11 protein-coding genes are annotated in these 14777 nt (G+C 62.8%); 2 read left to right on the top strand and 9 right to left on the bottom strand.

All coding sequences use genetic code 11. From position 1 onward, the window contains the following. Positions 1 to 35: 35 nt before the first annotated feature. Positions 36 to 644 (top strand): TIGR02117 family protein, encoded by a 609-nt coding sequence (locus LQ220_RS02650; RefSeq protein ID WP_230186716.1) that lies wholly within the window; start codon positions 36 to 38, stop codon positions 642 to 644. A gap of 7 nt (positions 645 to 651) precedes the next feature. Here the strand turns inward: LQ220_RS02650 and ligA are convergent, their stop codons facing one another. From ligA to LQ220_RS02610, 8 genes are all read right to left on the bottom strand, one after another. After that, positions 652 to 2763: an NAD-dependent DNA ligase LigA gene (gene ligA, locus LQ220_RS02645; RefSeq protein ID WP_230186715.1), complete on the bottom strand. Its 2112-nt coding sequence runs from the start codon at positions 2761 to 2763 to the stop codon at positions 652 to 654. Continuing rightward, the gene (recN, locus tag LQ220_RS02640; RefSeq protein WP_230186714.1) at positions 2760 to 4424 is read right to left on the bottom strand and encodes a DNA repair protein RecN; all 1665 of its coding nucleotides are present in this window, start codon (positions 4422 to 4424) and stop codon (positions 2760 to 2762) included. Before recN ends, ligA begins: the two co-directional genes overlap by 4 nt. Before the next feature lie 46 nt (positions 4425 to 4470). After that, entirely contained in the window at positions 4471 to 5244 is a 774-nt protein-coding gene (locus tag LQ220_RS02635; protein WP_230187242.1) for an outer membrane protein assembly factor BamD, read from the bottom strand. An 84-nt stretch (positions 5245 to 5328) separates the two neighbouring features. Then, complete coding sequence (locus LQ220_RS02630) at positions 5329 to 6342, bottom strand: DUF4118 domain-containing protein (protein ID WP_230186713.1); 1014 nt, start codon at positions 6340 to 6342, stop codon at positions 5329 to 5331. A gap of 82 nt (positions 6343 to 6424) precedes the next feature. Next, a complete protein-coding gene (locus LQ220_RS02625) occupies positions 6425 to 7273 on the bottom strand; it encodes a phosphodiesterase (protein ID WP_230186712.1) in 849 nt (282 codons plus the stop codon). 23 nt (positions 7274 to 7296) lie between these two features. Next, positions 7297 to 9231 carry a cytochrome c3 family protein gene (locus tag LQ220_RS02620; RefSeq protein WP_230186711.1) on the bottom strand — a complete coding sequence of 645 codons (1935 nt, stop codon included), beginning with the start codon at positions 9229 to 9231 and terminating at the stop codon, positions 7297 to 7299. A gap of 4 nt (positions 9232 to 9235) precedes the next feature. After that, a complete protein-coding gene (locus tag LQ220_RS02615) occupies positions 9236 to 10111 on the bottom strand; it encodes a hypothetical protein (RefSeq protein WP_230186710.1) in 876 nt (291 codons plus the stop codon). 1 nt (position 10112) lies between these two features. Then, positions 10113 to 12656, bottom strand: a complete 2544-nt coding sequence (locus LQ220_RS02610; RefSeq protein WP_230186709.1) for a cyclic nucleotide-binding domain-containing protein — start codon at positions 12654 to 12656, stop codon at positions 10113 to 10115. Positions 12657 to 12795: 139 nt separating this feature from the next. Between LQ220_RS02610 and LQ220_RS02605 the strand changes: the two genes are divergently transcribed. Beyond that, positions 12796 to 13746, top strand: coding sequence for a tetratricopeptide repeat protein (locus LQ220_RS02605; protein WP_230186708.1), 951 nt, complete (start codon positions 12796 to 12798; stop codon positions 13744 to 13746). On the opposite strand, the gene LQ220_RS02600 is transcribed toward LQ220_RS02605, so the two are convergent. Further along, a complete protein-coding gene (locus LQ220_RS02600) occupies positions 13743 to 14771 on the bottom strand; it encodes a DUF1338 family protein (RefSeq protein WP_230186707.1) in 1029 nt (342 codons plus the stop codon). The genes LQ220_RS02605 and LQ220_RS02600 overlap by 4 nt on opposite strands. Positions 14772 to 14777: the final 6 nt, after the last annotated feature.

Below are 14777 nucleotides of genomic sequence, written 5' to 3'. Positions count from 1 at the left end.
GGACAGTCAGCAAGGCAAGGCGGTGGATCGGAGGCATGCTCCTATTGCCGCTCATCCTCATGCTGATGGTCGTCGGTGGATCGGCGATCCCGGCCAACCCAGCGGCACACCCGCCGCCACAGGGCGTGACCATCCATGTCTATACCAATGGCGTGCATACGGGCTTGGTGCTGCCCACGGTCAATGCTCTGCATGACTGGCGCAGTCGGGTGCCTGCGAGCGATCTGGCAGATCCGCGCCGTGCGGGGCAATGGCTGCTGTTCGGTTGGGGGCAGCGGGACTTTTATCTCAATACGCCCACATGGGATCGGGTCGACCCGACGACGGTCATCCGCGCCATATTGGGCAGCGACCGGACGCTGATGCATGTCGATCATCTGCGCCAGTTATGGCGCGGGCCGGATTTGCGGTCGGTCGTGCTCACGCCTGAGCAATATCGGGCATTGGTTGCAGCCATCGACGCCGACTTTGCGCCGGGCGAGGCGATTGCCGGATATGGCGCGGACGACGTCTTCTATCCGGGGCGAGGGCGCTATAGCGGAACCCGCACATGCAATGAATGGACGGGCGGTAAACTGCGCGGGGTTGGCGTGCGCGTGGGGATGTGGACGCCGTTGAGCTGGAGCGTGATGCGATGGTTCTGAGGTTTGGCTAGGCGCCTCGCACGATCTCCGCCCATTCCGCTTCGTCGATCACGCGGATGCCCAGTTCGGCGGCTTTTTTCAGCTTCGATCCGGCGCCGGGGCCGGCGACGATCAGGTCGGTCTTTGCACTGACCGATCCGGCGGCCTTGGCGCCCAGGGCTTCGGCCTGCGCCTTGGCTTCGTCGCGGCTCATGGTTTCGAGCTTGCCGGTGAAGACGATCGTCTGGCCCGATACGCTGCTTTCGCGGACATCCACGATATAGGGTGGGGGGGAAACTTCGCTGAGAAGGTCGTCCCAGACGTCGCGATTGTGCGCTTCGTGGAAGAAGTCGCCCAGCGCCTCGATTACCGCAGGGCCGACGCCGTCGATACCGGTGAGGTCGGCCAAGGCATCGGCGTCCCCTGCCCGCGCTTTGTCCGATGCAGCGCGCAAAGCGGATAAGGTGCCGAACGCTTTCATGAGATCGCGTGCCGTCACCGCGCCGATATGACGGATGCCGAGCGCGAAGAGCAGGCGGGCGGCATCGGGTTCGCGGCGGTCCTCGATAGCGGCGAAGAGATTGTCGACCGACTTTTCCTTCCACCCTTCGCGGGTGAGGAGGTCCGCGCGGTGGCTTTTCAGGCGGAAGATATCGGCGGGGCTTTCCAGCCAGCCGAGTTCGAAAAATTCGCGGATCGTCTTCTCGCCGAGACCATCGATGTCGAGCGCCACGCGGGAGACGAAATGCCGTAGCCGCTCGATCCGTTGCGCGGGGCAGATGAGGCCGCCGGTGCAGCGTACGTCTACTTCGCCCTCCGCCGCGACGGCTTCGGATCCGCAGGCGGGGCAGTGATCGGGGAAGACGTAGGGCGCGCGTTCGGCGTCGCGGGTCAGGTTTTCGACGACTTGCGGGATGACGTCGCCTGCGCGCTGGACGACCACGCGGTCGCCGGGGCGCACGCCGAGCCGGGCGATCTCGTCGCGATTGTGGAGCGTGACGTTGGAGACGACCACGCCGCCGACCGTTACAGGAGTGAGCCGCCCGACCGGCGTCAGCTTGCCTGTGCGGCCGACCTGAATGTCGATGGCGACAAGGTCCGTCTGTGCGCGTTCGGCGGGGAATTTGTGGGCGATGGCCCAGCGCGGTGCCTTGGCGACGAAACCTAAGCGCTCCTGCCAGTCGAGGCGATCGACTTTGTAGACGACGCCGTCGATGTCGTAGGGGAGGTCGGCGCGCAGGGCTTCGATGGCGCGATAATGGGCAAGAGCCTGCTCCAGAGTTTCTACTCGCCGCAACAGATCGCTCACCCGAAACCCAAGTGATTCAATAGCAGCCATAGCATCTGACTGTGTCTCGAACGGAAATGACGAAGTTTCACCCCAACCATGCGCAAGAAAGCAAAGCGGTCGCTTAGCGGTCACAGTGGGATCTTTTTGCCTTAAAGACCCAGCCGCCGCATTTCGCGGATTGGCGAATTGGCGAACTGTTTCCAATTGGAAAACCTCGCTCCGCGCTAACGCCAGTTGTTCTGCCTCGCGAACAAGACCAGCATTGATTTCAGCAAATGCGTGCTTCTCCATGTATACCTCACCGCGTACTTCAAATACGTCAGGTGCAACTGAAAAAGCATTACTGCCAACTCTGAGGTCGGTAACAATATCGGCGATGGTACGGGCATTTTGGGTAACATCTTCACCCATCGTACCATCGCCACGGGTCAATGCTCGGACTAATATGCCTTTTTCAAAGCGCAACGAACAAGACAAGCCGTCGATTTTTGGTTCCGCAGTCAGGGTAACGGGAACATCTTTTGACAAATTAAGAAAACGACGAACCCGTTCTACAAATTCAATTACATCAGCATCGCTGAACCCGTTCTCAAGGCTCATCATTTTGCGCGCGTGTTTCACCTTGGTCAGCGGCGAAGCTTCTACGGACGCCCCGACCTGCACATTCGGACTGTCGGCGCGGACCAGATGCGGGAACTGCGCCTCCAGAGCGTTATTCTCCCGCACCAGCGCGTCATAGTCCGCGTCGCTGATCTCCGGCGCGTCCTCGGCATGATAGCGGGCGTTGTGATGGGCGATGATTTTCGCGAGCCGCATGAGGCGGTTTGCGGCTTCGGCTTCGGTGATCATACCCCCTCCAGCAACCGCCCAGCCTGCGCGCGGGCTTCTACCGTGATTTCCGCGCCGGACAACATGCGCGCGATTTCTTCGCGGCGTTCGGTGGGGTCGAGGGGGCGGACGCCGGTGCGGGTTACGGTGCCTTCGCTCGACTTGGCGATGAGCATGTGGGCGGCACCGCGCGCGGCGACTTGCGGGGAGTGGGTGACGACGAGGAGCTGGCTGCCCTGCGCCAGCCGCGCGAGGCGGTCGCCGATGGCGCTGGCGACGGCGCCGCCGACGCCCCGGTCGATTTCGTCGAAGATCATCGTGTCGGCTCCGCCTTCCTGCGCCAGCGCAACCTTGAGCGCGAGGATGAAGCGGGAGAGTTCGCCGCCCGATGCGATCTTCACCAGCGGGGCGAAAGGCGCGCCGGGGTTGGTGGAGATTTCAAACTCGACGCGATCCGCGCCTTGCGGCCCCCATTGCGCTTCGTCGAGCGGCGCGACGGCAGTGCGGAAGCGGGCGGCGTCCAGTTTTAGCGGCGCGAGTTCGGACGCTACGGCGGTGTCCAGTCGCTTTGCCGCTGCCACGCGCTGCGCGGTGAGCGTTTGGGCGACTTGGGCGTAAGCCTGTGCTTTCGTTTTCAGGTCCGCTTCCAGAGAGGCGAGGCCTTCCTCGCCCGCGTCGATGCGTTGCAGCTTGCTTTCCATCTCCGCTTGAAACGCGGCGAGATCGTCGGGTTGCACCTGATGCTTGCGGGCCAGTGCGCGCATTTCGAACAGGCGGGTTTCGATGCTGTCGAGTCGGGCGGGATCGAAGCTGAGGGCTTCGTTGGCAGCGGTGAGGTGATCTTCCGCTTCGCTGGCTTCGATGACGGCGCGGTCGAGCGCGGCAAGGGCTTCGGCCAGCATCGGGTGTTCGACGGCGATTCGGTCGAGGCGGCGCGCTGCCTGGCGCAAGCGGGCGAGGCCGCCTTCGGACCCGTCGAGAAATTCCGCCACAGCGACCAGATCTTCGGTCAGGCGTGCGCCCTTTTGCATCGTAGCGCGGTCTTCGGCGAGCGTGGCTTCCTCGCCGGGTTCAGGCGCGAAGGTGGTGAGTTCAGCAACGGCATGTTCGAGATAGTCGCGATCGCGCGCGGCGCTTTCCACGTCGGCGCGGGCTTGTGCCAAAGCGGCTTCGGCTGCCCGCCATGCGCCGTGCGCCGTGGACACTGCCCCGGTGTCGCAGCGACCGAAGGCATCGAGCAGCGCCCTGTGGCCGCGCGGATTGAGCAGGCCGCGATCATCATGCTGGCCGTGGATTTCCACCAGCGATGCGCCGACTTCGCGCAGCAGCGCTGCCGAGCACGGCTGGTCGTTGATGAAAGCGCGGCTGCCGCCATCGGCCTTCAGCGTGCGACGAATGATGATCGGTTCGCCCGGTTCGATATCAAGGTCGTTTTGCGCCAGTGCGGCGCGGATCGGGTGATCGGCATCGGGTTCGTCGAAGGTGGCGGTGACACTGGCCTGTGCTTCGCCCTGCCGCACCAGTCCGCTGTCGGCGCGCGCACCCAGCGCAAGCCCCAGCGAGTCGAGCAGGATCGATTTGCCTGCCCCGGTCTCACCCGTCAGCACGCCCAGACCCGGCCCGAAAGCCAGATCGAGCGCTTCGATCAGTACGACATTGCGGATGGACAGGTTGGTCAGCACGGTACGGCTTTAGCCCCTTAGATACGAAAGGGGAACAGGATGCGCATCACGCCTTGGGCGGATGCTCCTGCATGAGCTTGTACGAGCGCTCATACCATTTGGACCCCGGATAGTTCGCGCCAAGGACGGCGGCTGCCTTCTTCGCTTCTTCGGGAAGGCCGAGCGAGAGATAGCTTTCGACGAGGCGTTCGAGCGCTTCGGGGGTGTGCGTCGTCGTCTGATATTCGTCGACCACCTGACGGAAGCGCAGAGTCGCGGCGAGCCACTGGCCACGGCGCTGATGGAAGCGGCCGATTTCCATTTCCTTGCCGGCCAGATGGTCGTTGACCAGATCGACCTTCAACCGCGCATCGGCGGCGTAGCGCGTGCCGGGATAGCGGCGGATGAGTTCGCCAAGCGAATCGAGCGCCTGCTTGGTGATTTTCTGATCGCGGGTCACGTCGGCGATCTGTTCGTAGTAGCACAGCGCAATCAGATAATAAGCGTAGGGCGCATCCTTGTTACCCGGATGGATCGACAGGAAGCGTTGCGCACCCTGAATCGCTTCGTTGTAATCGGTGTTCATGTAATAGCTGAACGCCGCCATGAGCTGCGCGCGGCGCGCCCAGGGGGAATAAGGATGCTGCCGCTCGACTTCGTCGAACAGCGCCGCCGCGATCTTGAACTGGCCGCGATCCAGCCGGTACTTGCCCGCATTATACAGCGTCGACACGTCGCGCGCGACGTAGAGCGTATCGGCCTTGTTCTTGGACGTGGAACAGGCGCCGAGCGTGGCAACAGCGGCAATCGCCAGCGCGAACTTTATCGAATGTTTGTGCATAGGCGTCGGGTCATAGCGGAGGAGCGCCGCGCCGCCAAGCGGCAGATTGCGAGGATGCGACAAGACAGCCGAATGTCCGTGTGCCTATGCCGATGCCGGAATAGCCAGCAGGGCGCGCGTCCCGCCATTTTCACCCGGTGCGATGCGGAAGGTGCCCCCAAGTTGCTGCGCCAATGTGACGGCGATACGCAGGCCGAGGCTGCCGCTATTCTCCAGCTTGAAATTTTCCGGCAGACCGCATCCGTCGTCCACGATCTCCATATCCAGCCCGTGGCCGCCACGAATGCCGATGCGGATACTGCCGCCCGAACCATCGGCAAAGCCGTGTTCCAGCGCATTGGCAATCGTTTCCGTCAGGATGAGCGCGAAGGGAATCGCGGCATCGGGATCGATAGTGGCATTTTCGTCGATCACCATCTCGACACGCACGTCGGTACGACCGTTTGCGTCGAGGATATCTTCGGCAAGCGTTTCAACAAACGACCGGATGGACAGCAACTGGCCGTTGGGATCGTACAGAGAGCGGCTGATCTTGCCGATCAACGCCAGACGCCGCGATGCCTCGTCCAGTGCCTTACGAGCATCGGGGTCACTGATGTCACGGCGTTGCAGCGCCATAAGCGCAGCGGCAACCTGAAGATTGTTCGATATCCGATGCTGCAGTTCGCGAAACAGCATTTCGCGGTTTTCGGCCATCGATGCGCTTCGTTCACGTTCGATAGCCAGCTTGCGATTGGACGATTGCATCCAGAGAATGAGGACAATGTCCACCACCACTACGACCAGATAGAAGAGCAGTGCGACCAAAGCCCCCGAGTTAAAAGCAAAAGAATTGCGGGGAGTGATGAAAAAATACCAGGCCAGAAGCCAGCATATCAGGCAAGCAACAATCGCAGGGCCACGACCGAACAGAAACGCGGCAATGACGACGGCTGGAAAGAAACTGACATAGGGGTACCCATTGCCCAGGGCAGGGTCCGCAAACATGCGCACGGCCCACGCCAAAGCGCACAAACCGAGCGTTGCCGCATAGGCCAGCAATGGATGCAGGTTGGCGATCGGTAATCGCTCAATAAGCCGCTCATTGTATCGTTGCATGATGCCTTTTGCGTTTTACGCTGATGAGCCCTTTAGCAGATCGTTACACCGTCGCACTAACATCGATCAAGATATGCGCAATTCAGGCAGGGCGTTCGCTCACCAGCGCGCGGACCAATGGCTGCATCTTATCGTCGAACTTGGCGAGCATGACATGTTCGTCCGCCGTATCGAAATGACTGGCGAGTCCGTAGGGAGTCCAGCGATGCAGCGCGAAGGCTGGCGGATCGGCGATGATCATCGGGCGGTTGTCCGGCTTTTCCGGGTCGATCGGCCTTAAATCCAGCGACACTTGCGGCGCAGTGGACGGGCAGATGGCAATGGTGGTGCCTTTCCACGGGGCAACGATGGCGCGGTGGAGATGGCCGCAGATCAACGCCTGTATTTGGTCATGTCCGGCAATGGTGGCGGCAAAGCGCGCGACCCACGGTTCCTCAGGGTCGGTGTTCATCCATTCGATGCCCACCTCGACCGGAGGATGGTGCATCACGATGATCGTGGGCGTATCGCGATCTTCGGCCAGTCGTGCGCCGAGCCACGCGGCCCGCGCTTCACAGAACGCGCCGCCGTGGCGATCCGGTTCCAGCGTGTCGATGACGATCAGCCGTAACCCCTCCAGCGGGACGACATATTGCACGAAGCCATCGACGACGGGAATGTGCGGGAACAAGGTAGCGAAATTGGCGCGGTCGTCATGATTGCCCATGCAGGGGTAGACGGGAAATGGGCAGATGCTGAGTGCATTGGCCAGGCGGCGATAGCTGTCGATGTCACCCCGATCCACAAGATCGCCGGTGGCCAGCAGCATGTCCGGGCGATTGGGACCGTCCATCAAGTGATTGAGCACCTGGTCCAGCCGCTTGCGGTTGAACTCGGCCGGATTGTCCGGCTCAAAGCCCAGATGAATGTCCGTGATCTGTGCGATCAGCATCGGACGAGCGCCCCTCTCTGGTTTTACCGGTTTCGTTTCGTATTGCTCGATAACCCACCCGTTGATGCTTTCGATGCCGTGGCACCGGAAAGCGCGATGACCTTTGCAACCGTTTTGTCCTGAATGCTGTTGGCCGGCACCCAAGGTGCACCATCCCCGATGTGATAACTGTGACATAAAGCACAGCCTGACGGGACATCGACTTTTGCCTTCTCTCCGCCATGGCATTGGCGGCAGTTGGCGATGCCGGGGAGCAGCAGGTCGCTCGCTTGCTTCGATTTGGGTGCCGCGTGGCAGCTTTCGCAGGTTTCGGTCTTGTGCGCGGCGTGGTCGAACCAGCCGTTCATCATGTAGCGCATCGGCTGATTCACAGGTGTGACGTGCCAACTGGCGTTGCCGCCCGCACCGGGAGGCGTGATGACGTGACAGTCGTAGCAGGCACCACCCTTTGAGAAGACGGCGCGGATCGCCGCTTCCGCATTGCCGGGGCGGGCCGAGGCGGCCTGAACATAGGCGGCGTTCACTTTCGTCGCGGCATAATCGCCCGGAAGGCGGCGGGCCATGCCACCCAGTGCGATCGGACGCGCAGGGCCGGTCGAGCGGTAATAAGCGCGCAGGTCGGCGATGACCTGTTCGGGCTGGCCGTGGCGCAAGGTGCGGACCGTGCCGCCCACGCTTTCAAAGCCAAGGCTGTGGCAGGACTGACAATCGGTTTCCATGTCGACCGGCAGGAAGCGGACGCCGTCCGCCGTCGGGCGATGGCAGTCGGCGCAGGCAAGCGCATCGCCATAGCCCTCTTGCGCTTTCAACGTCCGCGCCATGCGCGCGACGCCGCCGCTCTTGCTCAAGTGCATATCGTGCGGGAATTTAAGGCCGCTATTGTCGGTCGGTTTCTTATCCAGCGAGATGCGGTCGAAGCGCGGATATTTCATGCCGATGCCCGCAGGGGCGACCATGACCGCGGGTTCGAACTGCGGATGGCTGGTGCTGAAGTCACCGGCATTGCCGAGCTTCGTGTCCTTCAGCCGCTGGTCCATGGTCCCGTGGCAGTCGGTGCAGAATTGCTGTGCAGTCTGCTGCATCGGCGCCGCGCCTTCATGTTCGCTGTGGCAATCGACGCAGGAGCCGGCGGGCGGCTTGCCGAAAGCCGATGCAACGCTGGCGAGGAAGCGACCGCCCAGCCCCGGTGTTTCGCGCGCCATGGCGATGCGCGCAGCGGGGGCGTGTTCGTGCACGTCCTTGGGATTGTGGCAGGTCTGGCAAGCGGTGTCCTGCACCGCGACGAAGGCCTTGACGTGGCAGCTTTCGCATTTGCCTTCGAGGGCGTGGTGCGCTTTGCTGAGCGGACCGGGTGACCATGCGGCGTCACCGGTGACGGTGTCGCCTTGCGTAAGGCTCGCCTTCTGCATTTGCGCCTGCCGCTCGTCCTTCACCGCGTAGATATTGCGCGTGTCGGGTGCGGGGCGCGTAGCGTAGCTGATGATCGGGATCGCCAGAAAACCGATGAGTATCGACAGCGCAAAGGCCCATGCCATCGCCCGCCGACCGGGCAATAAGCCGATGAGCGAAAACACCCGCGCTTCGTCTTTTTCCTCCGACGCATCGGACAAGGCATCGACGCGCTGAACGGCGAGGATGATCTGATCGTCCTCGCCATGCGATACGGTGATGCGGTGCGCGCCGAAGCGCAGTTCCGCGCCTTTGACGGCGTCGATGTCGACGCGCGTGACCGTGCGACCGTCAACGTCGAAGCCCAAGGTCCCGGTGGCGCGGACGATAACCCGACGCGCGTCGACCTGTTCGATGCGGGCATGGTCGGGCGTAACCGCCAGATCCTGAAGGTGAATGTCGCTGCCGGCGGCGCGGCCGATGGATATCTGCGGCTTGGGCAGCACGGCATCGCGGACGATTTCGCGTCCGGTGGCAGTGTAGCTGATCTGGCGGATGAGAAATGTCATGCAATCACCAGTAGAAAAAGACGCTGACGATGTGGGCCGTCAAAGCTGCCAGGAGGGCGAAGGTGGCGGGCACATGGACGTACAGCCAGATTTCGAGAAGCGCACGCAGCCGCAGATGCTTGCGCAGGCGCGCGAGCATTGCCTGCTTGCGTTCCAGCAGCGCATCGACCCGTTCGAGTGGATCGTCGCCGGTATCGGGGCGCGCGCCCGTCCATTGGCGCAGCGCCGCCTGCGCGCGGGCAGTGGCGCAATTGGGGTAATTGCCGGTAAGCCGACGCCAGAGTCCGCCGCTGAAGGGGTCTTGATCCAGCGACCATTGCACCGCTTCGGCTTGTTCGTGCGGCAGGGGTTGCGCGGCGTCGTGCAGTTGCCGGTCGATGGCGCGGAGCGCGTCGAGCATCTGGCCCTGCGTCATTTCATCGCGATTGTCGCTGAGCGCGGCGGGGATACCCGCATACATGGCGACACCGAACATGCCCGAGACGATCACCAGCATCATCAGCGCCCAGGCAAGCGTGTGGACGTTCCAGCCAAGCTGAAAGCCGGTGTGCATCGTGCCGATGACGATCAGGCTGAGACCTAGATAGACATGCGCCGAGGTCCATGCCTTGAGCGACCAGCGCCCGGTAGTCATCGCCCGCTTGCGCATGCCGAGCGCGGTCAGCCAGAGGATAAGGAGGACGCCGATGGTGCCGAGCGTATAGCCATACCAGCTTCCGCCATTATGCCGCGGCGTGATGTCGATCATCAGATAGCTGGCGATGACGACAAGGCACAAAGCCGTCGCGATCTTGAGCCAGCGGAATCCCGCATGGGTAAGGAACCCGTCATGACGGGTTTCGCCCTTTACGCGGCGGGACGTCGTCGCACGTGTGGCCATATCAGCGATTGTCCCCGGTGATCCGTTCAAGGCGCGCGACGCTCAGGAAATCTTCCGGTGAGACGCGGATTGCAGCGCCCGTGGGGCAGGCGCGGACGCAGGCTGGGCCACCGTCAATCCCCGAACACATGTCGCATTTGATTGCCTTCTTCGGCTTTTCGACGCCGGCTTCGGTATTTTTGTAGCGCCACTTTTTCGATGGTTCGCCCGGCCCCGGTCCTGCGCCGAACAGCATCCAGCTTAGCAGACCCGGTTTTTTCGGCGGCACGCTCTCCATGCGGATGACGCCATAGGGGCAGTTGCGCTGACAATTACCGCAGCCGATGCAGGTATCGTCGATGAACACTTCGCCGTCAGGGCCGCGATGGATGGCGTTGGGCGGGCAATCGGCCATGCAGTGCGGATGTTCGCAATGGCGACAACTGGTCGGCACATGCAGATGCGCGTAGGTCTTGCCCGCTTCGCGATCCAGCCGCGAGAGGCCTTCATGGCTGTCGGCGCACGCCTTTTCGCAATTGTCGCAGCCGACGCACAGATGCTCATCGATCAGCAGCACGTCGGTCGCTTCGCCGATGCCGTTATCGACCAGGAATTTGGCGGTCTGCGAATACATGTCGACGACGGTCGAAAAGCTGTCCTTGCGGCTTTCGACGAAGGCGTTGATGTCCTGCCGCGCGGCCATGTCGCGGCGGGCGCGCTCCAGCAGTGCGGGCTTGGCCTCCATCAGTGCGCGGAAGGCTTCGCCTTTCAGGCGGATGACTTCGGACTTCACCGTCGCCTTGACGCTGGCGGTGCGCCGTCCGCCCGATATCAGCGCCATTTCGCCCACATAGCTGCCTGCCGGCAAGTAAGACAGGAACACCGGCTTGCCGCCGACGACTTTCTCGACAATCATCGATCCGACACGGATGACGAAGATGTCGTCGCCTTCCTCACCTTCGCGGATGATGAAGTCGCCTGCCTTCACCGTCATGATTTCGGCGGTGTCGAGCACTTCGGTCAGGTCCGCCGGGGTCAGTCCCGCGCCGAACATCTGGAGCAGTTGCCGCTCGGTCGAAATGCGGGTGACGGCGCGCTTGGCCGCCGGGACCGAGGACATGAGTTTGAGCGCGGCGGTGCGCGAGACCTCGACCATGATCGAATCTTCGCCTGCGCGGACGGTCGCGCCACGGCGGCGACCGGAAATGAGGCCGACTTCGCCGAAGATCGATCCCTGTTCGATCGGTACGCTGATGGATGGCGCTTCCGACCGGATCTCGACCAAAGCCGATCCCTGCGCGACGGCGAACAGCGAGGAACCCGGATCGTTCTTTTCGAAGATCACTTCACCCTTGCGATAGGCGCGCGCTTCGCTGTCGAGCATGAATTCGCGCATCTGGAGCGGCGACATACCTTCGAGGATCGAGACGTTGGTACGCAGCAGCTCCAGCCATTCGTCGACGCTCTTCTTACCCGGCAGATCCTTGAACTTGGCGGCGAGGATGGGTTCGTCTGCGGGCTTGAGCGAGGTGTTGCCATTGATGAATTCGACCACGTCGTGGCCCTGATTCATGCAATGCTTGATCAGCGGATAGCCCGCGAGCGCGCCGATGACGAAGATGCCGGGAGCCGTCGTTTCGAACACCGGCGAGAGCTTGGGGAAAGCCAGACGGTCGCCGCTGGTAAATTCGATGCCGCATTCTTCGACGAAACCGCGCGGCGGGGCGGAGCCCATGCGAGCGATGATCCGGTCGCAGGGCAAGCGGACTTCGCCATCGCGGGTATCGACGGTGATGAAGCCGGTTTCGACCTTCGACGTCGTGCTTTCGACGAGCAGGCTGACGCGGCCGGCGGCGCTTGCGGCCATCAGAGCCTGAACATTCGCGCCCTTGGCCGTTGAAAATTCCGCACCGCGATTGATGAGGCTGACGATGTTCCCCTGCGCTTCGTCGGCGGCGAGGCCGAGCGCGTTTTCAATGCCGGCGTCGCCGCCGCCGATGACGAAGATATGCTCGTCATTATATTCGGCAGGATCGTCGAGCTGATATTGCACATGGGGCAGATCGCCGCCGGGGCAGCGCATAAGATTTGGGTTGCCCTGCGTCCCTATGGCCAGGATCACGGCGTCGGCGATGATCTCGGTGCCGTTCGTCAGCGTGATCTTGTACGGCGGGGCATGACGCTGCTTCTCGCGCGTTTCGCTGGTGCCGTCGCGATTGCGGATGACCGTTTTCTGGACGCTGCCGGGGATCGGATCGCCGGTGCCCTCGATAGCTTTCACTTCGCTTTTATAGGCGACGTTAATGCCCTGCCCTGCGGCCTGTTCGTTCCACGTGCCGAGGATCTTTTCGCGCTTGCCAGCGTCAAAATCGAAGTCGGAACGCAGCACGAGCTGGCTGGGCGTCGCCATGACATGCTTGCCCTTCTGATACTTGTAGATCGTATCGGAAAGGTGATCGGTCTTTTCGAGAAGAACGTGAGACAGGCCAAGCCCAGCGGCGCGCGCAGCCGCACTCAGGCCCGCTGGGCCAGAACCTACAATAGCGATGCGCACGCGGTCACCCACAGCTTTCCCCCATGAATCTGTCAGACGCTCCGACCTATCCCCCGGCCGGTTGCGCGTCGTACGGGTGCGAACCGTGGCGGCACTCTACCATTTCCACCGCTTCGCGCTAGACTGCAGTTACAAGTTAGAAAGGATTTCGATGACGGAGGGGACAAAAGCACCGGGCAGGACAGGCCGGATGCTACTGATCGGGGCAGCGGGCATCGCTATATTGTCCGTGGCTTATGCTGTTACGCGCGAATCGGACGCGCCATCGGCTCCTGCCCCGGCCACCGGTCCGGCTGCCATGAAGGGTGCCGCGCCCGATCCTGCAGCGGTCATTCAGGAGCTGCAGAACCGCGTCGGCGCGAATCCCAACGATGCCGAAGGGTGGCAGATGCTGGGCTGGGCCTATTTCGAAGCGAACCGCTATGCCGATTCGGCGCGGGCGTACAAGCGCGCGACGGCGCTGGTGCCGGGCAATGCGACGTTCTGGTCCTCGCTCGGCGAAGCGCTGGTGATGGGCAGCGCGGATAACCCGATGCCTGACGATGCTGCAAAAGCATTCGAAAAGGCAATCGGCATCGATGCGAAGGAGCCGCGCGCGCGCTATTTCCTTGCCGTGCGCCGGGATTTGAAGGGCGATCATGAGGGCGCGATTGTCGACTGGCTGGCGCTGCTGAAGGATACGCCGAGCGGCGCACCGTGGGAGCAGGACTTGCGCCGGACCATCGAGCAGGTGGCGCGCATTCATAAGGTCGACGTGGCAGAGCGGCTGGCGGCTATCAAGCCCGCGGCACCGCATCCGGCGCTAGGCTCGGTGGCGACGGCAGCGATCCCCGGCCCGACGCGCGATCAGATGCAGGCAGCATCCGCCCTGCCCAAGGGTCAGCAGGACCAGATGATCGAAGGCATGATCAGCAGCCTGGAAGGCAAGCTGAAAGCCAATCCCGCCTATGTCGACGGCTGGATCATGCTGATCCGCAGCCGCATGACGTTGGGACAGACGGCGCAGGCCAACGCCGCGATGAAGAATGCCGTGGCGGCGAACCCGACACAGGCCAAGCGGATCAGGGACGAAGCGAACCTGTTGAGCGTGCCGGGGGTCTAGGCGTCCAGCGACGCCGTCATCTTGAAGATGCCCTGCGCATTGCTGCTGTCGAATTTGAGATCGAGGCGACCGCTTACGGGGTCCACGGCGCGGTCGATAAATTCGTAGAAGGAGCCGGGGACAGTGAGTGTGACTTGCGCTCCGTTGTCATCGACGAAGGGGCGCTCGACCCAGTCGGCGCGATAGGCGGTCTGGCGGACGCGGCCGCTGCCGGAGACTTCGACGCGGTCCTTCATAGCGCGTCCGGCGGCGCGCTGGGCATCGGCTACCGCTTCGACATCGGTGACGCGGTCGGTGCCGTGGTTGAAGGCATTGCCTTCGGTGGCGATCCATGCGGCTTCGGCGCTTGAGGCTTTCAAAGTTTCATAGTCGCGCAGCGCGGGCACATCGTGATGCCGGTCGAATGCGCCAACGATGGCGGGCATGGCCGCGAGCGCCTGTGCGAGCGTGACCTGTCCGTGCGCAGCGAACGTGGCAAGGGCCGCGTTGGCGCTGTCGTCCAAGGCGTCGCGGGTCGTGGCGAAGATGCGCATTGCGGCAGAGGCGAAGTCTGCGTCGAAGCGGTCGACATGCAATTCGCTGACAAAGAATTGCGCGATGCTGTCGGGGAAATCGTCATGGCACCAGGCAAAGCCGGTCATCCGGAGCCGGTCGAGCGGGTAGATGTCGGCGCGGCTATATCCCAGAGGTTGCAGGATGCGGGCGAACGCCGCTGCGCCAGCCGGGATCGCGCCGGTGGCTGCGCCATCGGGCAGGACCACGGTGCGCAGCGCGCCGTGATCGAGCATGATCGGGCGACCCGCGGCCCGGCAATCGACTGCATAAGCGGCGGCCGTCGGCACGCGGGCCAGCAGTCCCCAGTGCAGCGCGACCGTCATGGCGAGTGCGAACTCGGCGCGAGTGACGGTATCGGGGCCGCTGTCGGGGATGTCGGTCGGCACGACCAGATCGGCGATGGCGCGGGATGCGTCCTGCCCCAAAGCGGCAGCGACGAGAGCGGTGAGTTTGTCCGGTGCGATAGTCATGTGACA

Source organism: Sphingobium sp. CECT 9361, assembly GCF_918741285.1.
Classification (GTDB): Bacteria; Pseudomonadota; Alphaproteobacteria; order Sphingomonadales; family Sphingomonadaceae; genus Sphingobium.
Note: the sequence above shows the minus strand (reverse complement) of the source record. Positions and strands in the feature narration are given on the sequence as shown.